The 24,071-nt window shown below is 53.7% G+C and carries 23 protein-coding genes; 12 read left to right on the top strand and 11 right to left on the bottom strand.

Features of this window, described 5'->3' with window-relative positions:
- The first annotated feature begins 3 nt into the window (after window positions 1-3).
- From PY990_RS00410 to PY990_RS00365, 10 genes are all read left to right on the top strand, one after another.
- The gene (locus PY990_RS00410) at window positions 4-993 is read left to right on the top strand and encodes an amidoligase family protein (RefSeq protein ID WP_275269915.1); all 990 of its coding nucleotides are present in this window, start codon (window positions 4-6) and stop codon (window positions 991-993) included.
- Complete coding sequence (locus tag PY990_RS00405; RefSeq protein ID WP_275269914.1) at window positions 945-1,649, top strand: gamma-glutamyl-gamma-aminobutyrate hydrolase family protein; 705 nt, start codon at window positions 945-947, stop codon at window positions 1,647-1,649. Before PY990_RS00410 ends, PY990_RS00405 begins: the two co-directional genes overlap by 49 nt.
- 3 nt (window positions 1,650-1,652) lie before the next feature.
- Complete coding sequence (locus tag PY990_RS00400; RefSeq protein ID WP_105028453.1) at window positions 1,653-2,084, top strand: YqaA family protein; 432 nt, start codon at window positions 1,653-1,655, stop codon at window positions 2,082-2,084.
- Window positions 2,085-2,116: 32 nt separating this feature from the next.
- Entirely contained in the window at window positions 2,117-2,827 is a 711-nt protein-coding gene (gene arsH / locus PY990_RS00395; protein WP_275269913.1) for an arsenical resistance protein ArsH, read from the top strand.
- 24 nt (window positions 2,828-2,851) lie between these two features.
- A complete protein-coding gene (modA, locus tag PY990_RS00390; protein WP_275269912.1) occupies window positions 2,852-3,616 on the top strand; it encodes a molybdate ABC transporter substrate-binding protein in 765 nt (254 codons plus the stop codon).
- Window positions 3,613-4,281 (top strand): molybdate ABC transporter permease subunit, encoded by a 669-nt coding sequence (modB, locus tag PY990_RS00385; RefSeq protein ID WP_343075060.1) that lies wholly within the window; start codon window positions 3,613-3,615, stop codon window positions 4,279-4,281. Before modA ends, modB begins: the two co-directional genes overlap by 4 nt.
- The gene (locus PY990_RS00380; protein WP_275269911.1) at window positions 4,278-5,444 is read left to right on the top strand and encodes an ABC transporter ATP-binding protein; all 1,167 of its coding nucleotides are present in this window, start codon (window positions 4,278-4,280) and stop codon (window positions 5,442-5,444) included. Before modB ends, PY990_RS00380 begins: the two co-directional genes overlap by 4 nt.
- Before the next feature lie 130 nt (window positions 5,445-5,574).
- On the top strand, window positions 5,575-8,172 hold the full coding sequence (locus PY990_RS00375; RefSeq protein ID WP_275269910.1) for a DUF6351 family protein: 2,598 nt from the start codon (window positions 5,575-5,577) through the stop codon (window positions 8,170-8,172).
- 113 nt (window positions 8,173-8,285) lie between these two features.
- Window positions 8,286-9,854 carry an ATP-binding protein gene (locus PY990_RS00370; RefSeq protein WP_275269909.1) on the top strand — a complete coding sequence of 523 codons (1,569 nt, stop codon included), beginning with the start codon at window positions 8,286-8,288 and terminating at the stop codon, window positions 9,852-9,854.
- 41 nt (window positions 9,855-9,895) lie between these two features.
- Window positions 9,896-10,750: a MurR/RpiR family transcriptional regulator gene (locus PY990_RS00365; protein ID WP_275269908.1), complete on the top strand. Its 855-nt coding sequence runs from the start codon at window positions 9,896-9,898 to the stop codon at window positions 10,748-10,750.
- On the opposite strand, the gene PY990_RS00360 is transcribed toward PY990_RS00365, so the two are convergent.
- The 5 genes from PY990_RS00360 to PY990_RS00340 all read right to left on the bottom strand — a co-directional run bounded on the left by PY990_RS00360 (window position 10,738) and on the right by PY990_RS00340 (window position 15,112).
- Entirely contained in the window at window positions 10,738-11,634 is an 897-nt protein-coding gene (locus tag PY990_RS00360; RefSeq protein WP_275269907.1) for an SMP-30/gluconolactonase/LRE family protein, read from the bottom strand. The genes PY990_RS00365 and PY990_RS00360 overlap by 13 nt on opposite strands.
- Entirely contained in the window at window positions 11,631-13,178 is a 1,548-nt protein-coding gene (locus PY990_RS00355) for a glucose-6-phosphate isomerase (RefSeq protein WP_275269906.1), read from the bottom strand. Before PY990_RS00355 ends, PY990_RS00360 begins: the two co-directional genes overlap by 4 nt.
- A gap of 95 nt (window positions 13,179-13,273) precedes the next feature.
- A complete protein-coding gene (locus PY990_RS00350) occupies window positions 13,274-13,687 on the bottom strand; it encodes an ExbD/TolR family protein (protein ID WP_105028463.1) in 414 nt (137 codons plus the stop codon).
- Between the two features lie 3 nt (window positions 13,688-13,690).
- A complete protein-coding gene (locus tag PY990_RS00345) occupies window positions 13,691-14,410 on the bottom strand; it encodes a MotA/TolQ/ExbB proton channel family protein (RefSeq protein ID WP_275269905.1) in 720 nt (239 codons plus the stop codon).
- Between the two features lie 30 nt (window positions 14,411-14,440).
- On the bottom strand, window positions 14,441-15,112 hold the full coding sequence (locus PY990_RS00340; RefSeq protein ID WP_275269904.1) for an energy transducer TonB: 672 nt from the start codon (window positions 15,110-15,112) through the stop codon (window positions 14,441-14,443).
- A gap of 402 nt (window positions 15,113-15,514) precedes the next feature.
- Between PY990_RS00340 and bfr the strand changes: the two genes are divergently transcribed.
- Entirely contained in the window at window positions 15,515-15,991 is a 477-nt protein-coding gene (gene bfr, locus PY990_RS00335) for a bacterioferritin (protein WP_275269903.1), read from the top strand.
- A 99-nt stretch (window positions 15,992-16,090) separates the two neighbouring features.
- Entirely contained in the window at window positions 16,091-16,291 is a 201-nt protein-coding gene (locus tag PY990_RS00330; protein WP_008251330.1) for a (2Fe-2S)-binding protein, read from the top strand.
- 35 nt (window positions 16,292-16,326) lie between these two features.
- Here the strand turns inward: PY990_RS00330 and PY990_RS00325 are convergent, their stop codons facing one another.
- The 6 genes from PY990_RS00325 to PY990_RS00300 form a co-directional block, all read right to left on the bottom strand.
- Window positions 16,327-17,076 carry a hypothetical protein gene (locus PY990_RS00325; protein WP_275269902.1) on the bottom strand — a complete coding sequence of 250 codons (750 nt, stop codon included), beginning with the start codon at window positions 17,074-17,076 and terminating at the stop codon, window positions 16,327-16,329.
- A gap of 61 nt (window positions 17,077-17,137) precedes the next feature.
- The gene (locus PY990_RS00320; protein WP_275269901.1) at window positions 17,138-18,313 is read right to left on the bottom strand and encodes a type III PLP-dependent enzyme; all 1,176 of its coding nucleotides are present in this window, start codon (window positions 18,311-18,313) and stop codon (window positions 17,138-17,140) included.
- A complete protein-coding gene (locus PY990_RS00315; RefSeq protein WP_275269900.1) occupies window positions 18,282-20,048 on the bottom strand; it encodes an IucA/IucC family protein in 1,767 nt (588 codons plus the stop codon). Before PY990_RS00315 ends, PY990_RS00320 begins: the two co-directional genes overlap by 32 nt.
- On the bottom strand, window positions 19,994-21,214 hold the full coding sequence (locus tag PY990_RS00310; protein ID WP_275269899.1) for an MFS transporter: 1,221 nt from the start codon (window positions 21,212-21,214) through the stop codon (window positions 19,994-19,996). Before PY990_RS00310 ends, PY990_RS00315 begins: the two co-directional genes overlap by 55 nt.
- Window positions 21,211-22,917 (bottom strand): IucA/IucC family protein, encoded by a 1,707-nt coding sequence (locus tag PY990_RS00305; RefSeq protein WP_275269898.1) that lies wholly within the window; start codon window positions 22,915-22,917, stop codon window positions 21,211-21,213. Before PY990_RS00305 ends, PY990_RS00310 begins: the two co-directional genes overlap by 4 nt.
- Window positions 22,914-24,071, bottom strand: a complete 1,158-nt coding sequence (locus PY990_RS00300; RefSeq protein ID WP_275269897.1) for an ATP-grasp domain-containing protein — start codon at window positions 24,069-24,071, stop codon at window positions 22,914-22,916. Before PY990_RS00300 ends, PY990_RS00305 begins: the two co-directional genes overlap by 4 nt.

Below are 24,071 nucleotides of genomic sequence, written 5' to 3'. Positions count from 1 at the left end.
TGAATGCATAAGCACTACGCCAAACCCGCGTGGATCAACAATGCTGAGGGCGATGTACGCTGTTCAGGGTTTGAGTTGGAATTTGCCGGGCTTGACTTGCAAACCGCGGCCATTGCTGTCGCGAGGGCTGTAAAAGGCGAGGTGATCAAAGACACCCAGGCCGAGTGCAGGGTAAGGCATCCGCAGTTTGGTGATTTCAAGATTGAACTGGACTGGAGCTTTGCCAAAAACATGGCGCGCAAGCGGCTTGAAGAGCAGGGGGCAAGTGAAGATACCGTACTTGCACTGATGACCGATCTCGCTCGGCAAATTGTGCCACTCGAGGTGGTGTGCCCACCTATTCCAGTTGATCAACTCCAGGTGCTCGATGGTATGGTGAAGGCCCTGCAACAGGCCGGTGCCTTGGGTACTTCTGATTCACTGATTTACGCATTTGGCGTGCATATCAATACGGAATTGCCCGCCCTGGATTCGAAAACATTGGTGCCTTACTTGCAGGCCTATTGCGTGTCGCAGTACTGGTTGATGAAGGCACATGACGTGGACACACTGCGTCGCTTAACGCCTTACATCGACACCTATCCCAAAAAGTACATCCAGGAGGTGATGACCTACACGGCCGATACACCATTGGAACAAATCATTGACGATTATCTGGAATACAACCCGACCCGAAACCGGGGCATGGATTTGCTGCCTTTGTTCAAACAGATCGATGAAACGCGAGTGTTGGCTGCGGTGCAGGATGAACGTGTGAATGCTCGCCCAACATTTCATTACCGCTTGCCCAACTGCGAGATTGAAAAGCAGGGTTGGGGTTTGGCCGAGAGCTGGAATATTTGGTGTGTGGTGGAACACCTCGCCGCGGACCCGGTCACATTGAAGTCCATGTGCGAACAATGGACGGATTACAACGAGAACCTGATCAACTTGAAGGAAGAGCCTTGGCACCAGCAACTGGCGACCATTCACGAAAACCTATTGTCGGTGTGACCGGCAATGCCAAATGGTGGTCACCGTCGTGGTTCAGCATTCGGTTGGCAGTGTGGCTGGCCGGTGGTAAAGCCCGACGCATCAGCGTGAAGCACCCGTGGCCGATTTCGCAAATTGATGCCCTGATTGTGAGTGGTGGTGATGATATTCACCCCTCCCTGTATGGCGAGGAGGAAGCACCCAAAGCGCATTACGACCCCGATCGCGATGCCTTGGAGCAGGCGCACATCGCCTGGGCTTTAAAGCACCAGTTGCCCATGCTGGGCATTTGTCGGGGCACCCAGTTGATCAATGTCAGTTTGGGTGGCAGTTTGCACATCGACATTCGCGCAAAGCGAAAGTTAACCTCGAACAGGGGCACGGTGTTGCCACGCAAAACAGCGGCCTTGCGGGCCAGCAGTTGTTTGGCCTTGGTAACCCGGGCCAGCCGTTTGCCCATCAACAGCCTGCATCACCAGGCGGTAGACCAACTGGGCGCAGGTGTTCAAATTGTAGCCCGCGACCTCGACGGCTTTGTACAAGGCATCGAGCCCACCGGCCCTTGCCACTGGCTGGGCGTGCAGTGGCACCCAGAATATTTGTTGTACCGCCCGCAGCATCGGCGCCTGTTCAAATGGCTTGTGCAACAATGCAAGCAAGCTTCCCTCCGCGTGTAATCCATGTCGTATCTCTTGCTGTTTGCCTCTGCTTTTTTGGCGGCCACCATTTTGCCCTTTTATTCCGAAGTGGTTTTGTTTGCCATGATTCGCGCCGGTGAACCCGCTGGTTTGTTGCTGGCCGTGGCCGCAGTGGGCAATACCCTGGGTTCGGTGGTGAACTGGGTGCTGGGGCGTTACCTTTTGCACTTCCAGCACAAAAAATGGTTTTACTTTAAGCCTGAGCAAATCGAGAAAATGCAGGCCTGGTTTCAGCGCTACGGGGTTTGGAGTTTATTGTTGGCCTGGATGCCCGTTGGAGGTGACCCGTTGACGCTGGTCGCCGGTATTATGCGAGTGAACCTGTGGCTGTTTATTGTGCTCGTCGGTATTGGAAAAACATTGCGCTATGTGGCAGTGATTTATTTTTCTGAAATGTCGGTGGCCTGGTTTTAACCAGATTCAAACAAGAAGGAAATGGTGTTGTCATGAACCCGAGCGATTTGTCCAACCTGGATGCCAACTGTTTCAAGCAGCCTGATCGTGATCTGCTGGGCGACAGCTTGTTGCACCCGCCGCGGATTCTGATTTTATATGGCTCGCTGCGTGCGCGTTCATTCAGCCGTTTGGCAGCCGAGGAAGCTGGGCGCTTGCTAACCTTGATGGGGGCCGAGGTTCGGTTTTTTAACCCGGAAGGTTTGCCTTTGGTGGATGAGGCGAATGAGCAACACCCCAAAGTGCAAGAACTTCGTGAGTTGGCAGATTGGTCGGAGGGCCAGGTGTGGAGCTCGCCCGAGCGCCATGGTGCCATGACAGGCGTGATGAAAACGCAAATTGACTGGTTGCCCCTGACCGGTGGCGCCAAGCGGCCTACACAGGGCAAAACCCTGGCTGTGATGCAGGTGTGCGGTGGTTCGCAATCGTTTAATGTGGTGAACCAGTTACGCGTGTTGGGTCGATGGATGCGCATGATCACCATTCCGAACCAATCTTCGATTGCCAAAGCATTCATGGAGTTTGATGAGAACAACCGCATGAAGCCTTCGCCGTATTACAACCGCTTGGTGGATGTGATGGAAGAGCTCATGAAATTCACCTTGCTGACGCGCGGCCATGCGCAATATTTGGTGGACCGCTATTCCGAGCGTGTAGAGTCTGCAGAAGAATTGTCCAGACGTGTGAATCAGCGCAGCATTTAATTTTGAATAGGTAGGCGAAACACTGTGTTGAAAACATTGGCCTGTTTTGTTTTACTCATCAGCCTGGGCGCAGCCCATGCAGGCAGCGCTACAATTGCCGCTGCAGCCACTTTGCGCTACGCGCTGGACGAAATTTCCCCCCAATTTACCAAAGCCACTGGGCACAGCTTGAGGGTTGCGTATGGTTCTTCGGGCAACTTTTACAGCCAGATTAAACAGGGTGCGCCGTTTGATGTGTTTTTGTCTGCCGACATGGTTTTTCCCCAAAAGCTGGTGGATGAAAAACTGGCTGCATCGCCGGCATTGCCCTACGCCGAAGGACGTTTGGTGTTGCTGTTGCCGCGAGAAAGCCGCTTGAAACCCGATGGCACTTTGGCAGACTTGGCCGCCGCATTGAAGGATGGACGTTTGAGCAAATTGGCCATTGCTAACCCCACCGTGGCACCTTATGGCATGCGTGCACAAGAAGCGCTGATGCATGCTAACTTGTGGGCAACGGCAAAGCCACGCTTGGTTATGGGTGAAAACATTGGGCAAGCTACGCAGTTCGTGGCATCAGGTGCAGCACAGGCCGGGCTGGTGGCGTTGTCGCTAGCCCTTGCACCCGAGCTGGCTGAACGCACCCAATATGCCTTGCTGCCCCGTGAATGGCATCAATCTCTGGTGCAGGGCATGGTGCTGATTCGCCCAGATAACCCGGCTGCAAAGGCATTTTCGGATTTTATGAACACAGCACCTGCTCGCGCGGTGCTCAAGAAATACGGCTACGACGAGGTACCTGGGCGATGATGGATTGGTCTGCGTTTTCGCTGTCCATTCAATTGGCACTGGGTACCTTGTTGGTGTTGTTGCCGGTGGGTTTGCTGGCTGGACGCTGGTTGGCGCGCACTCCGTTCAAAGGGCGCACATGGATTGAGGCTGCCATTTTGCTGCCTCTGGTGCTGCCACCCACGGTGATGGGTTACTACCTGTTGGTGGCTGTGGGGGGTGGTTCGCCTGTGGGGCAGTGGCTTCAAAACACCTGGGGCATTTCGCTCACTTTCAATTTTGCTGGCCTGTTGCTCGCTTCCGTGTTGTTCAATATTCCTTTCATGCTGCAACCCATTCAGCGCGCATTCGAATCCATTCCCCACAACTTGAACGAGGCTGCACAGGTCAGCGGTTTAAGCACCTGGGCCATTTTCACCAAGGTGGAATTGCCTTTGGCCTGGCCCGGTATTTTGTCAGCCATGGTGCTGACCTTCGTACATACCTTGGGCGAGTTTGGTGTGGTGCTGATGATAGGCGGCAGCATTCCTGGCGAAACCCGAACCTTGGCCATTTCAATTTACGACAGCGTACAAAGTTTTGACTTGAATGCAGCCAACACCATGTCGCTGGCCCTGTTGATGTTCTCTCTGGTGGCGGTGGCCACTTCGCTGTTGTTGTCTGGCCGAAAAAGGCGCAAGCCATGAGCGGTACGACGAACAGGCCAAGTGAATTGCTGGTCGACATCAAGCAGCAAAAACCCATGCCGCTGCGCGCAAATTTTTCTTGCGAGGCCGGGCAATTGCTCGCCTTGGTGGGGCCATCGGGGGCGGGCAAATCGTCCATATTGCGTGTACTGGCGGGCTTGATGAAACCAGCGAGTGGTCGCATCGAAGTGGGTGGGCAGGTGTGGCTCGACACGCAGAGGGGTGTTTTCCAAACACCCCAGCAGCGTCGGGTAGGTTTGGTCTTTCAAAATTACGCCCTGATGCCTCACCTCAGCGCTGCTGCCAACGTGGCGCTGGCCTTGCAACACTTGCCCAAGGGTGAACAAATTATTGAAGCGGTGCAGTGGCTCAAGCGCGTGCGCCTGACTTCCGATGAAGCCATGCGCAAACCGGCCCAGTTGTCGGGCGGGCAACAGCAACGCGTCGCGCTGGCCCGCGCCCTGGCGCGTCAGCCCCAGTTGTTGTTGCTGGATGAGCCTTTTTCTGCGGTGGATCAAATGAACCGTGAAGGCCTTTACCGCTTGTTGGCGGAACTGCGGGCTGATCTGAATATTCCAATTGTGCTTGTAACACACGACCTGAATGAAGCCCGTATGCTGTGCGACAAACTGGTGGTGCTGGACCAAGGTCAGGTGCTACAGGAGGGCCCAGCCTTTGATGTGCACCGAAGACCCCGCAATTCCAGGGTGGCTGACCTGGTGGGCATTCAAAACCGGTTTCACGGAGCATGGCTTGGGCCTGGCCAGGAAGCCGGCGTGGGGCATTTGCAATGGACCCGTGCGCTGGATACCCAGCAGGCAACTCTTTCCAACAGCTATCAGCTTCGGGTGAAAGACAAAGGCAAGATTCCGCCTGGTTTCCCGGTGAACTGGGTGGTGCACGCCGACGGCCTGGCCTTGAAGCCGGCAGCATACAATTTGCAGCGAGAGGGTTTTGTGGTGTTGCCTGTGCATGTTCAAGCGCACCGTGACCTGGGTGAACTCAGCTTGATCGATTTGGCCTTGGATGTGGCGCCGTTCGAGACGCTGAAGATGGCTGTGTCGGGGGCGCAGCGTTTGGGCCTGAAAAAGGGCGAGCCCTGTGTGGTGGAAATGGATTTGGGATTAATCCACATCATGCCAAAAAAACACCGGCAGCAATAAATGGCAAGAGTGCTTAGGTAAAGTACGAGGTCAAGTTCGTAACTAAGTAAGTAACTGATTCACTTGGTGAATCTGAAAGTGTTGGCTTGAAGTATGAAGGTTTGGAGACAATTCAAACTTACAATACAAAATGAGCAAAACACTTCAGTCCGCGCTGGCGCTCAGCACGCTTGCGCTTCTTGCCGGTTGCCTGGGTGGCAATGATTCCAGCATTCTGGCTGGGGGCGATGGCCCCACGGTCACCAACCCCAACGAAGAGACGCCGGTCGAACTGGAGCCGGGGGATGGCATTCGCGTTTTGTCCAATCGTGCCGACTTGATCAGCGACGGCAATGCCCTGGTTGAAATTACCGCCGAAGACCCCGCCAATTTGCAGAATGTGAAAGTGATGCTGGGTTCCGTGGATGTGAGCGACCAGTTTGCGCTGCGCGAAAATGGCCGTTACATGGGTCGCATTCAGGGCTTGGCCTTGGGTGAAAACCGCATCATGGCAGTGTTGAAAAACACAGGCCGAATTGTGACCACCATCACCAACCACCCCAACGGTGGGCCGGTGTTCTCCGGGCCGCAAGTGCAACCGTGGACCTGCACCAACGAGGGCACCATGGATGCCCAGTGCAATCAGCCGGCCGTGTTCAGTTTTTCATATCTGCCTGCCAACAAGCTGCAACACGTACTCACCAATTCCAATTTCCAGGAACAGGAATTTGCACCCACCTTCTTGCCTTACGATCCTGAAAACCCGCCGCCTGCCAGTGAAATTGCGATGACCACAACCGACAACGGTGTGACTGTGCCTTTCATCATTCGCACCGAACGGGGTGTGCAAAACCGCGATCGTTATCAAATCCGCACACTGTTCAACCCGGCTGAAGACTGGCAACCCTGGAAACCCCAAGCGCAGTGGAATGGCAAAGTACTGATTCACCATGGTGGCAATGTGGGCGTAACTTATGGCCCAGGCAACCCGCCCAATGGCGACATTTCGGGTACAGCGCCAGACGGTGCGGAGTTTTTGCTGGGTGACAGCATTACAGTGGCTTTGGGGCGCGGCTTTATTGCCACCTCCACAGCCCTGGCCAATTTGGGTCACAACGTGAATCTGGTGACTGCCGCTGAATCGCTGATGATGGTGAAGGAACGGATTGTTGAGCAATATGGCGAAATCCGCTACACCATGGGCACGGGCTGCTCGGGTGGTGCGATTGCCCAGCAACACATTGCCAATGCCTACCCTGGTATTTATCAGGGCATCATCGTGCAGTGTTCATACCCCGATGTGTGGACCACAGCCACGCAGTTTGCTGATTACAACTTGTTGAATTCTTACTTTGGCAATCGCTACCAAGGTGTGAATGAAGCAGAAAATGCCAATCAGTTTCCCAACTTCAATCAAAACTTTTTGCCCTATGTGCAATGGAGCGCGGTCTACGGCCACTTGCCAATCAACCCAGTGTTGTCGGACAACGCATTTTTTCCAAAAGCCTACCCATATGCCCAGAATTGTCGTGGCTTGAATGGCGCGGCCACGCCCTACGATCCAGTCAACAATCCGGGCGGTTTGCGTTGTGGTTTGATCGATTACATGAGCACCCAGTTTGGCTTCAGAACACCCGATGTGTGGAGTGCCAACGAAAAGAAAATCGGACGTGGATTTGGTGGTATTCCCTTGGACAACGTGGGTGTTCAATACGGTTTGGGTGCCTTGAAGCAAGGCACCATCACAGCCGATCAGTTTCTGGACTTGAACCGCAATATTGGCGGTTTTGATGTGGACATTCAACGCGTGGCTAGCCGCACCGTGGCGGACCCATTGGCTTTGGCCAATTCCTATAAAACAGGCGCGGTGAACACGGCCGAGCACCTCAGCAATATTCCGATTATTGACTTGCGGGGCCCCGATCCAGGCATCGCACACGATGCTTTCCACAGTTGGCAAATGCGCGCCCGTTTGAATGCCACACAGGGGCACTTTGACAACCATGTCATCTGGTTCGGGCAATTGGTGTTGGCCGGGGACTCCACCTACAGCACCGAGGCCTTGCTGGTGATGGATCGTTGGTTGAGTCAGATTGAGGCCGATGACAGCAACAAGCCACTGCGCGAAAAAGTAGTGGCCAACAAACCGCGCGCAGCCCGCGACAAATGCTTGTCAGCGCAAAGCATTTATGCAGATGACGGGCCTTTTGTTCCGCTCAGTGGCAACCTGTTTTATCCAGATCCCGTGTTGCCCATGGCCAATTCAAGCAGTATTCCGAAGCCACCTCCCGAGGCGGGTCAAATTTTTGATCAGCTCAGCAATCAGGTGTGTGGTCTGGACTTCTCGGCTTTTGACGCCACGGGCATGTCGGGCCAACTCACCGGCCCCATTGCAGAGCTGCAACATGTCCTGGTGCAAACCCGGTTTGGCACACCGCGCACAGTGGCGGGTGACGATATTCGCACCCTCGCCAACAAATGCGTATTGAAGCCAGTGGATGCAGCCGACTATGCGGGGGTAATGTCCATCACCGACCCCGCAGCCTTTGTGGCCCAGGTGAAAGAAATATTCCCCCAGGGTGTGTGTGATTACACCAAGCCGGGAGTGGGTACTCAGCCCACACAAACCTGGTTACAGTATGGCAACGCCACAGAGAAGTTAATTGGGGGCAAGCCTTTGCCCGCGAAGCCCGCCAATTCCGGGCAGGGGTGGTCATCGTCTGCGTTTAGTAATGTTAATTTCATGTAGGATTTTTATTTATCAATTGGGCGAATAAAGGGGGTATTACCCCCGTAATACCCCCCTCTGTTTTCCTCGGGTCATGCACACTGGGCATATCAATTCCAGTGAATACGTTCCCCTTGAACTCAGAAAAAATGACGCCCGATGTGTTGGAGCACAGCCCAGTTGGCCTGATGCAGGTTGATCAGACCGGGAGAATCCTCTCCATGAATTCCTATTGCGCCGATATCTTTGGTTACTCGGTTGCAGAATTGCTGAGTCAGCCTTTTGAAATGCTGCTGCCGCCCGAGTTGAGGCTGGGCCACGCCGGGCTGTTTGAGGAATTCATGCAGTCCTCAACAGGTCGCATGATGGGGCAAGGGACAGGGCAAAAATACTTCCCCGCCCATCACAAAGGGGGCCATGAAATTTCTGTGCAAATTGGCTTGAACGTGAATCGAGAAGGTGCAAGGCCTGTGGTAATTCTGGCCATTGTGGACGTGACTGACAAAGCCAGGTTGTTGAATGAACTCAAGCATGGCAACGAGCGCCTGCGTCACAAAACCAAAGAACTGATGCAAGTGGTGCGCCAGCAGAACCACTTTTTGAATGTGGTCAGCCACGAGCTGCGCACCCCTTTGAACAATTCTCTTGAAATGTTGAATCAGCTGTCGGCCACACAACTGGATGAGGACCAAGCTGAGTTGTTTCAAGACCTTGACAAAGCCAATATTGATGTCACCCGCAGCGTAAAAATGTTGATGGATTACGCCGACAGTATGTTGGGCGAGTTGCAACTGGAAGAAGAGGAATTTGACTTGCGCGCGCTTTGGCTGGACCGCTTGAGACTTGTGCAGCGTGCGCACCCTGGGCAAATTCACTTGCTGCAAATCCGTGAGGAATTCGATTTTGACCCTTTGGTGCTGGGCGACAAAATACGCATTGGTCGAATGATGCATGGTTTGATCGACAACGCCATGAAGTTTTCTGATGCCCACCAGATCAAGGTGCACATTGCCTTCAAAGCGGAGCCCCAGGCTCAACTGTTCTTTGAGGTCAGCGATGATGGAATTGGTATGGCCGATTCATTGATTCAATCGATAGGCCAACCTTTTGCCAATCAATCGGTGCGCCGCACCCGTGGGGGCGGTGGCATGGGGGTGGGTTTTTACCTGACCAACAAATATCTTGAAATGATGGGCGGGCAGTTTTCACTGACAAGCCGGGAGGGCGAAGGCACATGCAGCCGTATTCAACTGCCACTTAAGTTGATGGGCCGTGCCAGCGCACAAGCGATGTCTGCCGACAGTGCAGGGGGTGATTTGCCTTTGAGCAAGCTGCGGCTTTTGCTGGTGGAAGATGATCCCACTGTGGCGAAAATCAATGCCATTCGACTTCGCAAACTGGGTGCCCAGGTGGTGGTGGCAGGCAATGGTCAGGTGGCCGTGGAAATGCTTCAAGACAAGAACGTCGAAATTGCCGCGATACTGATGGACTTGCACATGCCGGTGATGGATGGGTTCAGTGCAACACGCCACATTCGGGACATGGTTGAATACGTAAAAATTCCGATTGTGGCAGTGACTGCAGGTTCGCGTTTGGCTGAATATGCACGCGCCATGGCGGCTGGCATTGATGCTTTTTACTCCAAGCCTTTTGAGCCCAACGTGCTGGTTCAATACTTCAAGGCGCGTGGTTTGATTCGCTAGTACAATGTAATTTTATTACTTCGGGTTTGCCCCGCTTGTGCATGAATTTACTTGACCGAATCCGAATGGAATTGGGCCAATTCTCTGCTGCTGAACAGGCAGTAGCGCAGTTGGTGTTGAAAGATCCCAGTGGTTTTCAAAAAATGCCAGTGACCGAGTTGGCCAAACGCGCGGGTGTCAGCAGCCCATCGGTGGTTCGGTTTTGTCGTTCCCTGGGTTATGAGGGTCTAAGTGACTTCAAATTGAAACTGGCCGCCAGTCTGAATGCAGGCGTACCCTTCATTCACCAATCCGTGCAGGCCGGTGACAACGGCGAAACTTTGATTCAAAAGGTACTCGACAACGCCATACACACCCTGAATACCTTTCGCAATACCGTTCCGGTCAAACCGATTGACAAAGCCACGCAGCTTCTTGCCAAAACGATTGCAAGAAAGGGTCGGCTGGTTTTTTACGGTGTGGGAAATTCAGGTTTTGTGGCGATGGATGCCGAGCACAAGTTTTTCAGGATGGGCTGCACGGCACATGCCTACTCGGATGGGCATTTACAGATTATGGCAGCGTCTATGTTAAACAAAGCCGATTGTCTCATCATCATTTCCAATTCAGGCCGCAGTCAGGATTTGCTGGATGCGACACAAATTGCACGTGCCGCGGGTGCAAGCACCATTGCCATCACAGCGTCGGGTTCGCCACTGGCACAGGCGGTACAGGTGCATATTCCAGCCGATCACGGCGAGTATTATGAGCAGTACAGCCCCATGGTGTCGCGTTTGTTGCACCTGTGTGTGGTGGATGTGCTGGCCACGCAAGTGGCCTTGCAACTGGGCGATTCAGTGCAAAAGAACATGGCTCGCTTGAAGAAAAACCTGATCGACAGCCGTTACACCAAATAGGCCGGATTGGCGAAATTTTCTGGCAAGGCTTTAAAGCCTGTTTCACAGGCAATCAGGCTGGTGTTTTCGAAACCCGGCAGGTTCGGAAACTTCTCATCAGCCTGGGCTGAGCACACCAGCAACACGTTACCCTGTGCGCCGCCAAAGCAGGGCATGGTGGGCTTGGCCAAGGGCAGTTCGATGCTCTCAATGTATTCGCCACGCTCGCTAAAGCGGTCCAGCCGGTAACCCTCCAGAATGGCAGCCCAGTAGCTGCCATCGGCAGAAAAGCAAGCGCCATCCGGTCGAGCAGTGCCCTCTGTGTATTGCCTGATCAATTGCCGATTGCTCAACTCTCCGGTCTCGACTGCATAATCAAATCGCCATATGCATTTGTGCCGTGTGTCGCTCAGGAAAACCGAGTCCCCTTGGGGCGAAAAGGCAAGGCCATTGCCCACGATCAAATCGTTTATCTTTGGTTGGGCTTGTCCTGTCTCAATGCAATACAGGACGGCAGTGGCGGGGCTGCGGGCATCCACCAGTGTGGATATCCAGATTCGGCCCGCGTGGTCGGCGCGGCCATCGTTGAAACGATGTTTGCTTGAATCGAAAGGAGCATCCAATTTCAGGGTGCAGCTGTCGCCCTCGATCAGCCAGCCGCCTTGTCTGCCCAGTCCAACCCAAATGTTCTTATTCGCAGTGGGCAATACGCAGCCTATTTCGTCGGGCAGTTGCAAGGTACTGAGTAACGCGGTGTTGTCCAGCGCTGTGTTCAGCACATCGCTTTGATTCAAGCGGTAGAAGGTGCGCGTGTTGATGTCCACCCAAGCCCAGCCACCATGCGCATACCGAGGGCTTTCGGCCAGGCTGCAGGCAGGCAGTGGCAAGGCTTGCCAATCCATCATTGCGCTGAATTCTTCAGGAAATGGTTGATCAGGTGCGCTGTCACCGGGTTCTCTGCAGGGGCGTGGCCAGGTGGTACGCTCTGTTCCAGTTGCTCTGCAATGCCTTTGCCCAATTCAACCCCCCATTGATCAAATGGATTGATGTTCTGCATGGCAGCCAGCGCTGCGGTGCGGTGTTCCCAAAGGCACAACAGTGCGCCAAGCGAGTAGGGTGTCAGCGAATCGAGAAACACCATTTGAACTGGACGGTGTCCTGGGCAGGATTTGAAATTGGTGGCGGTGTTGTTGAGCTCCTCGGGTGAGTTCAAGCGACCCACCGAGAATGCTTCAGACTGCGCCAAGGCATGCGAGAGCAACACTTGGTGCGACTGGACTTCATCATGATCGGGTTGCACCACTGCGATCAATTCAACCGAACTGGCAATTTTGCTTTGGTGCAGCATCTGGAAAAAAGCATGTTGCCCATTGGTGCCCACATCGCCCCACAAAATCGGGCAGGCGGGTTTGCCGAGCAACTCGCCTTGGTTGTTCACGCCTTTGCCCAGCGATTCCATCCACAGCTGTTGCAGGTAGGGCACCAGTTGGCTCAAGCGGGAATCGTAAGGGCTTAACATCAGCGAGGCGGCACCGTGTTCCAGGTTGTACAGGTCGCTTAACGCAAGAAGTGTGGGAATACACTGGCTGGCTTTGTTTTGCAATACGTGGCCGTCCATCAAGGCGGCGCCTTCAAGCAGTTCATTGAACACCGGGTTGCCGTGCACCATGCGCACACCAATGGATACGGGTCCCCACAGTGAATATCTACCGCCCACAGTTTCACTAAATTCAAACACCCGGTCCGCTGCCACGCCCAACTCGATGGCTTTGTTGGGTTTGCAGGTTGCAGCCACCAGCGCCTTGGGGCGGTACGCTGGCCCCGCAGCATCCAGCCACTTGAAAATATGCTGTGCGTTGTGCAAGGTTTCACGGGTTGAAAACGATTTGCTGGCAATCACGACCAAAGTGGTTTTCGGGTTCAATGAGGCCAGCGCGGCTTTCATTTCATGAAAGTCCACATTCGCGGCAAACCGAATGTTCATTGCGGGTGCTGCACCCAGATCCAGTTTGCTGAACACGTCATTCAACAGCCGGGGGCCGAGGTCCGAGCCACCAATGCCCAGATGCAACACGCTGTCGTAGCGTTCACCGTCGGGCGTGGTGTAACGGCCTGAGCGCACCTGGTCGACAAAGCTTTCCATGTGTTGTTGTACTTGCCTGGTCAGCGCCAACTCATCACGACCATTCACCACCAAAGAAATTGGTGAATGATAGGCCTGCATGTTGCAGGCTGCACGCAAGGCCCAATGGCCTGCAGGCCGGTTTTCCGTGCCGTTGACCACCTCGCCACTGAACATGCGGCGAAGGAAGGTGGACAAATGCTGATGTGCCTGTGTTTTTTCAAAGTTCAACACATGGCTGGCGTTGTAAAGCTGCCGATCCAGATTGACGTGAACAGGCCCGACACTGCGGGAGAGAAAACCAGGATTGAAGGCGGATGTGTTCATGAATATGGCAATAAAAAAAGGCGTTGAATAATCGCTTCAACGCCCAGTTTCGCATGACTTCAAGAAGGTGTGTTTACTCTGCCCACAAATTTGAATCAGGGTGTGTTTTGGGGTTCAGTCATGAATCCAAGTTTCTCGACGCCCGAGCGTTGTGCCGCGGCCATCACTTGCACCACTTTTTCGTACTCCACCGCTTTGTCGCCCTGAATTCGCAACTCGGGCTGTTTCTCTTGTTGCGCCACAGCCTGCAAGCGAAGCTCCAGGTTTTCAAAAGTCAGTGCCTCGTCATTCCACATCAGGCTGCCGTCGCGTTGCACGGTGAGTGTGACCACATCGGGTTTCACCTCCGTGGGTTGCTGGCTGGCCTGCGGCAAATCAACTTTCACCGAATGCGTAATCACCGGCACGGTGATGATGAAAATAATCAGCAGCACCAACATTACGTCCACTAGCGGCGTCATGTTGATTTCACTCATCTCCTGCTGATCGTCGTAAGAATTGAACGACATGGCTTACGCCTCCTTTTTCAAGGGCATGGTGCGTACGGCAGAGTCTTTTTGCATGGGTGACCCGGTCAGGAAGTAGGCATGCAACTGGCGCGCAAATCGGTTCAACTTGCTCAGCAAGCCTTTGTTGGCCCGGGTCAGTGCGTTGTAGCCCAGCACCGCTGGAATGGCCACGGCAAGGCCGAATGCAGTCATGATCAGGGCCTCGCCCACCGGGCCTGCGACTTTGTCGATGCTGGCCTGGCCTGAAACACCAATGCTGACCAACGCATGGTAAATACCCCACACGGTGCCGAACAGGCCAACAAACGGGGCTGTAGAACCCACGGAAGCCAAAATAGACAGACCGGATTGCAGCTTTTCGGCTGCTTCATCCATGGCGCCGCGCAGCGCTTCGCTGAGCCAGTCGGCCAGGCTGATTTGCCCGTGCAGGTCGTCTTTGTTCGTGCTGTGATGGTTTACTGCGGCTTGGCCTTCAATGGCCATGTGGTGAAACGGGTTGCCGGTGTCCTTGCCCAAAACCTGAAGACCTTCGGCAAAGCTGTGGGTGTGCCAGAACTTGTCCACGGTGCCCACATTTTTGCGCAGGCGATACAGGCGAATACTGCGGGTGATGATGACGTACCAGGACGCGATCGACATGATCAACAGAAGCAGCGCCACGCTTTTGATGACCCAGTCACCTTGAGCCCACATGGCGGCCATACCGTAAGGGTTGTTTTCCATTTCAATAAACCTCGCTTGAATTCAATGTTCTCAGTTATTCAATACAAAAGAAACTGGTTGTACATACCAAAACGGAATCGGTTTGTCGCCACGCTTGGCGGGCACGTACTTCCAGGTTTTCACAGCCTGAAGGGCTGCGTTGTCCAGTCGCGGAAAGCCGCTTGACCGGTTCAATTTGATTTCTCCCACGCTGCCATCGGGAAGAATGTACACATCCAGCATCACCCGGCCCTGCTCACCCAGCCTGCGTGATAAGGCAGGATATTGGGGTGCCGGGTTGTTCAGGTGCGCGGCGTCCGTGCGTGGCGGCGTTACAGGTGCGGGTGCCTCGGGTGCTGGCGTGGCCTGTTGAACAGGCGCAGATGGCGGCGCAGGTGGAGTTGGGGCCGCTTGCTGTACCGGTTCCTGCGCCACCTCACGCACGGGCTCAGGCTTTGGTGTTGGCTTGGGCGTCGGTTTGGCGACAGGCTTTGGCGTGGGCACGGGTTTTGGTTCTGGCTTGGGCGGAGGTGGTACAGGCTTGGGTGGCGGTGGTGCAGGCTCTGGTTCAGGCGCCACCAATACACCCACCACGCTGGGTGGCGTAATGACTGGTTCACTGACGCTGAGTTGTTGCGCGGCCCAAACTAAACCCAGCAAGTGCAACAACACCACACCGGCGAAGGTGACGGCGTTGCTGATTGTTTGAGTGTTGTTGCTCAAAGGAGCACTCATTGGAACGGACATGGTGTTCAACGTTGTGTTCATCGGGTCAATTGTTTTTAGCTTGCTGCCACCATGGCAGTCAAGCAAGTTTTGTGCACCTCGTATTTGTAACAGAAAAGATGCACTGGCTTGCGGCGGCTGGCTGGTGCGGGAGGGTCTTTCCGAGCGAGGAAGGCCTACCGGTGAGGATGCCAACTGTTGCGAAGAAGGAGATTGAGCGGTAGACCCACGGCAATCTCACTCGGAAAGATAGAAACGAGAAGTGTTCTCATTATTATTTGGCTTTTCGATTTTGGCAAGTACTTTTTTAAGAAGCGCACCAGAAAAGGGTTTCGGCCCCCTTGGCCCGCGTTGTACACTGTGGATTGAGTTGATTTTTGAATGCAAGGGAGAGGAACAATGAAAGGTTCGAGCAAAGTAATTGCGGCACTGAATGCGCAATTGAAGAATGAATTGACTGCGATTAACCAGTATTTCCTGCATTCGCGCATTTTCGGCAATTGGGGCCTGGATGTACTGAAGAAAAAGGAATATGAGGAATCAATCGGTGAAATGAAGCACGCTGATTTGCTGATTGAACGCGTGTTGATGCTGGATGGCCTGCCCAATCTGCAAGACCTGGGCAAGTTGATGATTGGCGAAAATACACGCGAGATTCTGGAAAGCGACTTGAAAATGGAAAGCGCGGCTCAAGTGACGATCAAAGATGGCATCAAGGCGTCGGAAGACGAGCGCGATTATGTTTCTCGCGACATTCTGAAAGAAATTCTGGAAGACACCGAAGAACACATCGATTGGCTGGAAACCCAGCTGAGCCTGATTGACAGGGTAGGTTTGCAGAATTACGAGCAATCCATGATGGGTATTTCAGAGTAAATGTTCTAACGATTTTCGAATTGTGTTGAAAAAATACTTGATTGTAGTAATGCGAATCATTATTATTACTTTCAAGTTCAACGCAATTTGAGGTCAACCGTGATCGTCTGCATTTGTGCCAACGTAAGCGACCGTACCATTTCTGAAGCCGTGCGAAGCGGTTGTGGTTCAGTGGACGACATCACCATGAAAACGGGCGCCTGCTCGGGCTGCGGCCAGTGCCGCATGCACTGCCAAAGTGAAATTGATGCGCACAACACGCTGATTCAAGTCAGTGAGATGAGCCAGCAAACGGTTTGATTTCCCAATTCAATCGCTTGGTTTAGTTTCCTACCTTAGCTCCCAAATTTCAAAATTCTCGCTGCTGCCCTGGCATGGCTGGGCTCACCCAATGCTTGTTCGGGGCTTGAGTTCCTTGATTCTGTAAATCGTCTTTTCGCAGCTTGCCGCGGCAACACGGTGCCTGCCTCGTGGCGAAACTGGTCGAAATAATCCAGCCAGGGTTGAACCTTTGAATTCGCTTGGGTTTGGCCTCCACATTGTTCTACGAATTCCTGATCGGTACGCCTGGCTTTGTAATCGGCCAGGCAGTCGGCCAACATGCCAACTTGTATGTTGTGAATGGAATGCGGGTTGAACTGGTATTTTAGAAAACCCGGGGTGCTGGAGCAGACAATGTCTATTTTCAGGTTGGGTGCATTCTCGCGTGTCATGTGCAACACATGTGCGAAATTTGCGTCGCGTTTCAAATTCATTTTGCCCAGTGTTTCTGGATTGGCCAGTTCTACTCGGCGAATTGCAGTGTCATTGACAACGACATCAAGATCATGGGGAAGGGGGAGTTTGCATGTGGCGTTGGGGTGTTCAAGTGCATGAAGGTGCATGGCGGCGCTACCTACAAGGGTGTAGTTGCCGCGACCGCCTAGCAGGGTGTCGAGGGCATGAACCAGTTTGCTCGCGTTGACGCCGGGGAGTGCGGATTCAAGGGCTGAGGCAATCTGGATGGGTAGGGTTTGGTTTGTTTGATTACGATCTGGTGAGGAATGATGGGACTGAGTACGACCAATGGCTGATGAAGGGTTCATTTTGATGAAGTGCTTTGGGTTAATCGAAGTAGGTAGCCTTCTCAGCCCAAGAGTTCAACTCTCAATCGAGATAGATAGTTTCTGGCGCAGCATGCATCAAAAAATTTTGATGTGAGATATTCCATGCATAAGCCCCCGCAAGCGTAAACACCAGATAATCTCCGAGAGCCAATTCCTGAACAGGTAGTTGCTGGTGCAGGCGGTCTTTGGGTGTGCACAGCTGCCCCACGATATTCACCGTTGAATTGCGTACAACCCCAGCCTGTCCGTTGCGGTGCACCCAAACCGGGTGGTTGTGGTTTTGTGCCGCAGGGGTCCGAAAGTGGTGTGTGCCGCCTTTTCCAATCGCAAACCACTGCCCGTGACTTTGTTTCAGGTCGATCACTTCCATCACGTAGTAGCCACAAAATGCGCTCACGTAGCGGCCACACTCAAACCGGATTTGCCGTGTTTGCATGTCGTGCTGCCTGATCAATTGATCAAGCCCTTTGCAGAATTCTGGCCAGTCGAACTGTTCATCCACGCACTGATAGTTCACACCAATCCCGCCGCCCACATTGATCACCTTGCAGCGAATGTGCCATTGCGATTCCCATTGCCGGGTGATTTCGAAGTACCGTGTAATCAGTTTCAGGTGATTTTCGACTGACAACTGGTGTGACATGGAATGAAAATGAAATCCTTCAAATTCAAGTTGTGCCGATTCCTGAAGCAATGCCAGCGCTGTGCCAAGGTCGCAGGGGTCGAGCCCAAAAGGCGTAGCCTGCCCCCCCATTTGAAGTTTGCTGCTTGCTATGCCTTCAAGCGTAATATTCATGCGCAACATGATTGTTTGGGTTTGACCCGTGTGGGCGCAAAGCAATGCAAGGCGCTTCAGTTCGGTCAGGCTCTCCACGTGGATACAGGCTACTTGTTGGCGTAGCGCCTGTTGTAAGTCTTCAGTGGTTTTGCCCGGTCCGCCGAAAATCAGGGGTTTGCCGAAGTGCTGTTCATTCAAGTGGGCCAATTCGCCCGCAGAGGCAGCTTCAAAGCCATCCACGTGTGGTGCGAGTGTTTCAAGTAGCCGTATATTGGGGTTGGCTTTGGCAGCGTAATACAGCTCGCAATTGCGCGGCAGGTGCCGTTTCATGTGTTGTGCATGTGCTGCCAGCGCTGGCAAGTCGTACACATAGGCACACCAGGGTTGTGTACTGGAATTGGCCTGTTTAGTAAGCAGTGTGTTCAGTGTGTTTGTCATGTTGCGCAATCAGTGGGTGTGAAAGGAATGTGTAGTCGGAAAGGCGATCGGCCTTTTTGAACAAACGTGTTTTGAGGTTGTTTTTCGATGCCAGTGCCTGGCCTTGCAACAAACCGGAAAGCGCCTGTGGTGTACCCAAGGCATGGCTGGTTTTTTGAAGCAAGGCGGCCAGCATTGCCCATGCCCGTTGTTCCAGCCCCGGGGTGTGTTGGCAGGCGTGGAAAATCATCTCGGCAATGTTGTTGACCAACAGGCAATAGCTGACCCTTTTCCAGCCTTGGTCTTCGGAATAATGCACCGAGGCAATGGCGCGTTCCGAGAGGCTTTGCAGGCGATCAGAAGGCCAGTGTTGTGGAATCAGTTTGGTGCCTTCCAGGTCTCGGATCCACACGCGCACGGGCAAACCGTTTTCCAGCGCCAGCACGGTGTTCTGCAAATGCGGTTCAAGCACCACACCGTGCTTGAACAACAGGGTCAGGGTGCCGGGCACCAGCAGATTGAAATAGCTTTGCAGCCAGTTCAGTGTGAATTCAGTTTTTTGCAAATCATGTTGTTCGGCGTGTTCGCAAAGCAATTGCGCCAGTTGGCTTTGGCCCACCGTGTCCCATGAAGCAAGCGTGCCTGCCATGTGAATGTCGGTGTGCTGGCTTTGAAGTTGTTCCCTGAAAATGATGCCGAAACTTTCTTGCAGGCTTAAGATTTCTTCGCTGCCGGCAGTTGTGCAAGCCTTTGACAAGTCTAGTGTGCAAGCCGCTGGTTCACGCAACATCCGAAAACCGGGGTGTGCATGCTCAACATGTTCAAAGGTGTGTGCAAGCAGCTCGGTCATGCCCACCGCGCTTTCAAGTTCATACCATGCGTTTTTACGAATGCAATTGGTGAGCCGAACATGAATGGAGCATTTCAAAAATACATCCAGTTCAGGGTGGTACAAAGTGCGCACGGATGAAGTAGGCCACACCACTTTGCCCAAAGGGCCAAGGTGGCGAATCAGATTATTCTGGCTTGCTTGTTGATAAATTCTGGAGTTCACAACAAGGTTCACTTCCCAGGGGTGACAGGGGTACAGGCCAGCGCGCCCAGTCAGGGTTTCAGACACTTTGTTGATCACAGGGTTGCCAAGTTCTTTCAGCAAAACCGGATCAATTTCAAACCAGTGCAACTGGAAGGCAGCACCCACTTCGGGTGAGCATTGCAGCAGTTGATCAGGCTCCACGCCTGATCGGCTTTTCGGGCTGGGGTGAAATGGATGGCCCCACAGCAACGATTGTTCTGTGTGTTGCAGGGCGTTGATGTGGGGCACGTTTGCGTGTGCCAAAAACCGTTGCATGTTGTGCAGGCTGTTGTGTATTTGGGCTTGCAATTCAATGTTGGGTTCGGTTTTCGTGAGCATGGCCATGTGGTTAAGCAGGGCTTCAATGGCAGCATGGGTGCCCAGCACTTGCCAGGGTTTTCCCATGGGTTTTCCGAACAGTTTGGATCCCAGTTTGATCTGGTTCAGTGCGCCCCGGGCTTGCACTTTGAAGGCGATTTTTAGAAGTGGGTAAGCCATGCGAATTCTCACGGTTTCACCTTCCAGCAGATCGCTTTGCAAGGCTTTGGGCAGATCGCCTTGTGCTTTCCAGTCGACCAATTGTTGCGGCACTGCGAATTCACGCAAATAGCAATTCAGAAGATGGTTCAGGCTGTGGTGTTCGGCTTGGTGTCGCTGAATTCGTTGTTCAAATGTGGGCATGGGTTTGATCCTGTTTTTTGAATGTGGTGAACAAGTGGCATGGCTGCAAGGCTGGTCACTGCTGAAAGTAGAAAAGGCGAAGCAAGGTTTAAGTGGTTAACTGCAAAACCGGCTGCAATACCAGCGGCCACGCCGGCCAGTTTCCCCACGCTGTCGAGCGAACCAAACCAGGTGCCAGCACGTGCCGCCTGAAACGACTTTGCCACCAGTTGGTGAGTGCCGTGATAGCCCAACCAAATACCCATGCCAAACAGAACACGCGCCGCTGCAAGGGCCAGACCGCTGTTGAATTGCCACTGCATACACGCTGCAATGGCAAGGGCCAGCATGCTGAGGTGGCAATTGAAAGCCCAGTTTGGCAGGCGTTTTTTCAAAAGCGGTTGAAGAAACAAGTAAACAAGGTGGGGCAGCACGTACAGAAGGGCAATGGCAGTGGTGCTTGCAACGCCAGGGGTTGCATAGGGCAGGAAGTACGGAAAGGTGACCACCATGGCAAAGCAGAAAAGGGCTTGCAAGCTGCACACCGCAAGGGCCGATGCATATTGCACAGGGGTGGCTGTGTTGGTGGATGTGGTAACTGAGTGCGTACTTGAAGCTGCTTTCGATGAATGCGATGGCTGTGAATCTTTGGGCAGCGTACAGGCACACAAGGCACCCAGCATGGGCAGGCTTGCCAACACAATGTACAGCTGTTGCAGTTTGAAGTATTGGATACCCACAGCCAGCACCAAAGGCGCGGTAACCAGCGCCATGCGTGCGCTGAATTGTGTCCAGTTCAAGGTGTTGGACAGCACTTCACGCGGCATGGTGGTGGCCAGGTAAGAATTGGCTGCAGCCAATGTACCGCCCATCAAGCCTTGCAGGGTTAATGCCATGACCAGTTCCGCCACTGAACTTGAAACACCGACCCACACGAACGCGATGGACAAACCCGCCAGCGCACGGATCAGCGAGAAGCGCCTGCCGAAACGATCAGCCACTTTGCCCCACAACGGACCGCTGAGTGCAGTCAACAGTGTGGGCCAAGCAAACACAAAGCCGATCCAGGGGCTGTTCGGCGCTAGCCCCAAATCAGTGAACAGAACGGGCAGGTACAGGGGCATGCCCAGCACGGTGAACGCGGCCAGAAAATGGCAGGCCAGTACGGCAATCAGCACACGGTTCATGACAGATCTCGAAGGGGGTTGGGGCCGGTCATGCCGTAAAACTTGTTGACATCGCTGGCACCGCATTCCTGTTTGCTCAACAGGCTTGCACTTTGCAGTAGGTACTTCACTGGGTGCATGCGTGCGCACAGCAACAGTTCGTTGGCCAGGTCGATGTCGCACCCCTCTTTGCGCAGGCTGTGCAAGGTGTGTTCGATGGCACTGCGCAAGGTAAGCAAAGCCTGTTGGCGATTTAGTGCACCGCTTCGCGCAAGCCCATCGAGTACAGCAAGCAAATTCAGTTGCAGGGTGATGGTAATGAACATGTGGGCCAGCGGTGCTTCGTCGTTCACCAAAATGCGTGCGTCTTGCAGCATGTGCACACTGTGCCCGTGGCTTGCCACAGTTGTTTCAAACCGTTGCGGCCACAGGCGTGCGGCGTCGTTGTCTTTCATCACCAGCGTTGGCGGCTGCCCGGGGCGCAACGACAATACCGAGTTTTGTTGATTCGATTCCAGCGCAATGCCGTGTTGAATCCACAAACGCAGGTGCACACCTATCATCAAGGTGCAGTAACTGGCCCACCAGCTTTGCAAGTTTTGCCCATGTTGCTCGAGGTATTCAAGAATGTACGGTTTGCCACTGGGCATGGGGCTGCACAGTGTGGCCACGGTGGCCAGCGTTTCATCGGGCAGTTCGGGCGGGTACTGGCGGTGCAGAAAACCCGCAATGTTCAGGTTTTTGTAGCAACCGGTGAATGATTCATCCACATGCCGGTACAAACCCTTGATCCCTTCGTTCGTTTGCTCAATCGACACAAGTGCGCGCGCAAACCAGTCACCGTCTTTCAGGGTGGATGGCTTGATGTAGCGAATATTTTTCTGGCCCAGCGTGGCAATCGGCATCGGCAGTTTGATGTGTGAAGCCGGGTGGTTCAGCGCAGCCACGGTGCGCACCGACAGCGTGGGTTTGACGGGCAAATAAGTGTGTGGTGCTTCAATGCTTTCCGGTATTTCCTGTGCAATTGCGGCGCGCATCATGGGGTGAACTGGCAGCAATGCGTGGCTGTTGGCAAGCGATTGTGGCAAACCCACTTGCGCCAGTGTTGGCCACCACGCAGGCTCTGTGCCGGTGCGTTCCAATTCGCTTGCGGGCACCGCAAACCAGGCCAACTCGAAAGTTGGGTTGAATTCCGGTGAGTAGGCTTTCAGCTCGCTGGTTTGCATGCCGAACTTTGCTCGCGCCGTAGGGTAATAAGGGTGGTCGAGAAAGCTGGCCATTTGATCGGCGTGCAACATGCGTTCTGCCCAATTGCGCAGGCCCACATAAAAGCCAAGCTGGTGCTGTTGTTCGGTGTAGGTTTGATCGCACAACATGGTTTGCTCAATGGCAGCCTGCACTTCCAGTTCATAGTTTTGGTACAGGGCTTTTGCTTCGTCGGGCAAACCTTGCGCCAGAAAACGGATCCATTGCCGTGCACCCTGTTGTTCAATCCATTGACCGTGTTGAAGTACCTCCCAATGTGGGTTGATCGCCCTGAGGGTTTGCATGCTGTGGCTTTCTTTCACTTCAATTCGGCAGGGTTCAGGCAGGTGCTCAAACACCAAAAACTTGCGACCTTCGCTTGATTCAATACGCCCCAAGCTCAGTATGTTGCGAACGTTTTCCCGCAGGCAGGTGTTGATCAGCCGTAGCGCAATGCGCTGGTCGTGCAAAGTGCTCATTGAACGCTCCAGGGGTTGCTGTGCTGTATGTCAGTTCGAAGGCGTTGAAGTTCGTTGTCGGAATCCGCTTGATAAGTGAATACGCCAATGTAGTCTTTGTTGGAGTTGCTGATCTGGATGGTTTCCCCTTGCTGCTTAATGGCGCGGTACTGCACGGCTGCATTGTTTTCAATATGCGGTGCCACGCGCAAGGTGCCTGCATGTGGGGCAACCAGGTAATCGATTTGTGCAAATTTTGGTTTTACTTGTGGCACTTCAATTTCCTGCCCAAGGTGGGTTTGCAGAATGGATTTGAACCAGCCTTGCTCCACCAACTGATCAAGCAGGAATTCACGGTTGTCGCCAATGCTTCGGTAATTGATTTCCACCAGCACCGGGCCGCGTGGCGTCACAACGAATTCGCTGTGGCACGCCCCAAGCCCCACACCAAACTGCGCAAGGGTGTGTGCCATGTGGGCGCGCCATTGCACCGTATGCGGCCCATTCCATTGCGCTGCGGTTTCGACAAAGTAAGGTGGATTGGACAGGCTTACATCAAACCCGCCAATGGTGTGCAGCCGTTTGCCATCGCCCAGTGTTTCAAGGGTAATCAATGGGCCTTCCATGAATTCTTCCAGCAACACGCTTTGCGATTCATCCAGTTGCGCAAGGTGTTGCGTCAGTTGCGCGGGTGTGTCGATGCGAACCACATCTATTGATGCCACCCCTTGGGTGGGCTTAACCACCAGCGGGTATGGCCATTCGCTGCGAACTGCGTCGGTGCTGCGAATGGTTTGGCTCCAGATGGTGGGCAGGCGAAGCGATTCAAGCCGCTTTCGCATCCAGTGTTTGTTTTTTGCGTGGTAGCAAACCTTTGAAGGTTTCGCGGGCAGGCCCAGCAGTTCAGCCACCATGGCTGTGCAGGTTTGGAGGTGATCGCTGTTGGAGAACACGGCGCTTGGTTCAATGTTCAGTGCGGCAATCAGGTCGATTATCGCAATCGGGTTGAACACATCGCATTCATGCACACGAACATCGGTAAGTGCTTGCTGGTGGGCGTGGCCGTGATCGGTCAGCACAATTAGGTCGTGACCCAGTGTTCGGGCTGCGGGAATGAATCCGTCGACTACTGCGTTGTTCAACACATGGGTCAGGAAAACTAGGGTGGGTTTCAA

The organism is Limnobacter olei (assembly GCF_029087225.1).
GTDB classification, from domain to species: Bacteria; Pseudomonadota; Gammaproteobacteria; order Burkholderiales; family Burkholderiaceae_B; genus Limnobacter; species Limnobacter olei.
This window is presented reverse-complemented; position numbering and strand designations above follow the sequence as displayed.

What these genes read in the sequence shown, in the direction of transcription:
- PY990_RS00410 (WP_275269915.1), top strand. Translation starts at nt 4, where the DNA reads ATGCATAAGCACTACGCCAAACCCGCGTGGATCAACAATGCTGAGGGC.
- PY990_RS00400 (WP_105028453.1), top strand. Translation starts at nt 1,653, where the DNA reads ATGTCGTATCTCTTGCTGTTTGCCTCTGCTTTTTTGGCGGCCACCATT.
- arsH (WP_275269913.1), top strand. Translation starts at nt 2,117, where the DNA reads ATGAACCCGAGCGATTTGTCCAACCTGGATGCCAACTGTTTCAAGCAG.
- modB (WP_343075060.1), top strand. Translation starts at nt 3,613, where the DNA reads ATGATGGATTGGTCTGCGTTTTCGCTGTCCATTCAATTGGCACTGGGT.
- PY990_RS00380 (WP_275269911.1), top strand. Translation starts at nt 4,278, where the DNA reads ATGAGCGGTACGACGAACAGGCCAAGTGAATTGCTGGTCGACATCAAG.
- PY990_RS00375 (WP_275269910.1), top strand. Translation starts at nt 5,575, where the DNA reads ATGAGCAAAACACTTCAGTCCGCGCTGGCGCTCAGCACGCTTGCGCTT.
- PY990_RS00365 (WP_275269908.1), top strand. Translation starts at nt 9,896, where the DNA reads ATGAATTTACTTGACCGAATCCGAATGGAATTGGGCCAATTCTCTGCT.
- PY990_RS00360 (WP_275269907.1), bottom strand. Translation starts at nt 11,634, where the DNA reads ATGATGGATTGGCAAGCCTTGCCACTGCCTGCCTGCAGCCTGGCCGAA.
- PY990_RS00355 (WP_275269906.1), bottom strand. Translation starts at nt 13,178, where the DNA reads ATGAACACATCCGCCTTCAATCCTGGTTTTCTCTCCCGCAGTGTCGGG.
- PY990_RS00350 (WP_105028463.1), bottom strand. Translation starts at nt 13,687, where the DNA reads ATGTCGTTCAATTCTTACGACGATCAGCAGGAGATGAGTGAAATCAAC.
- PY990_RS00345 (WP_275269905.1), bottom strand. Translation starts at nt 14,410, where the DNA reads ATGGAAAACAACCCTTACGGTATGGCCGCCATGTGGGCTCAAGGTGAC.
- bfr (WP_275269903.1), top strand. Translation starts at nt 15,515, where the DNA reads ATGAAAGGTTCGAGCAAAGTAATTGCGGCACTGAATGCGCAATTGAAG.
- PY990_RS00325 (WP_275269902.1), bottom strand. Translation starts at nt 17,076, where the DNA reads ATGAACCCTTCATCAGCCATTGGTCGTACTCAGTCCCATCATTCCTCA.
- PY990_RS00320 (WP_275269901.1), bottom strand. Translation starts at nt 18,313, where the DNA reads ATGACAAACACACTGAACACACTGCTTACTAAACAGGCCAATTCCAGT.
- PY990_RS00315 (WP_275269900.1), bottom strand. Translation starts at nt 20,048, where the DNA reads ATGCCCACATTTGAACAACGAATTCAGCGACACCAAGCCGAACACCAC.
- PY990_RS00310 (WP_275269899.1), bottom strand. Translation starts at nt 21,214, where the DNA reads ATGAACCGTGTGCTGATTGCCGTACTGGCCTGCCATTTTCTGGCCGCG.
- PY990_RS00305 (WP_275269898.1), bottom strand. Translation starts at nt 22,917, where the DNA reads ATGAGCACTTTGCACGACCAGCGCATTGCGCTACGGCTGATCAACACC.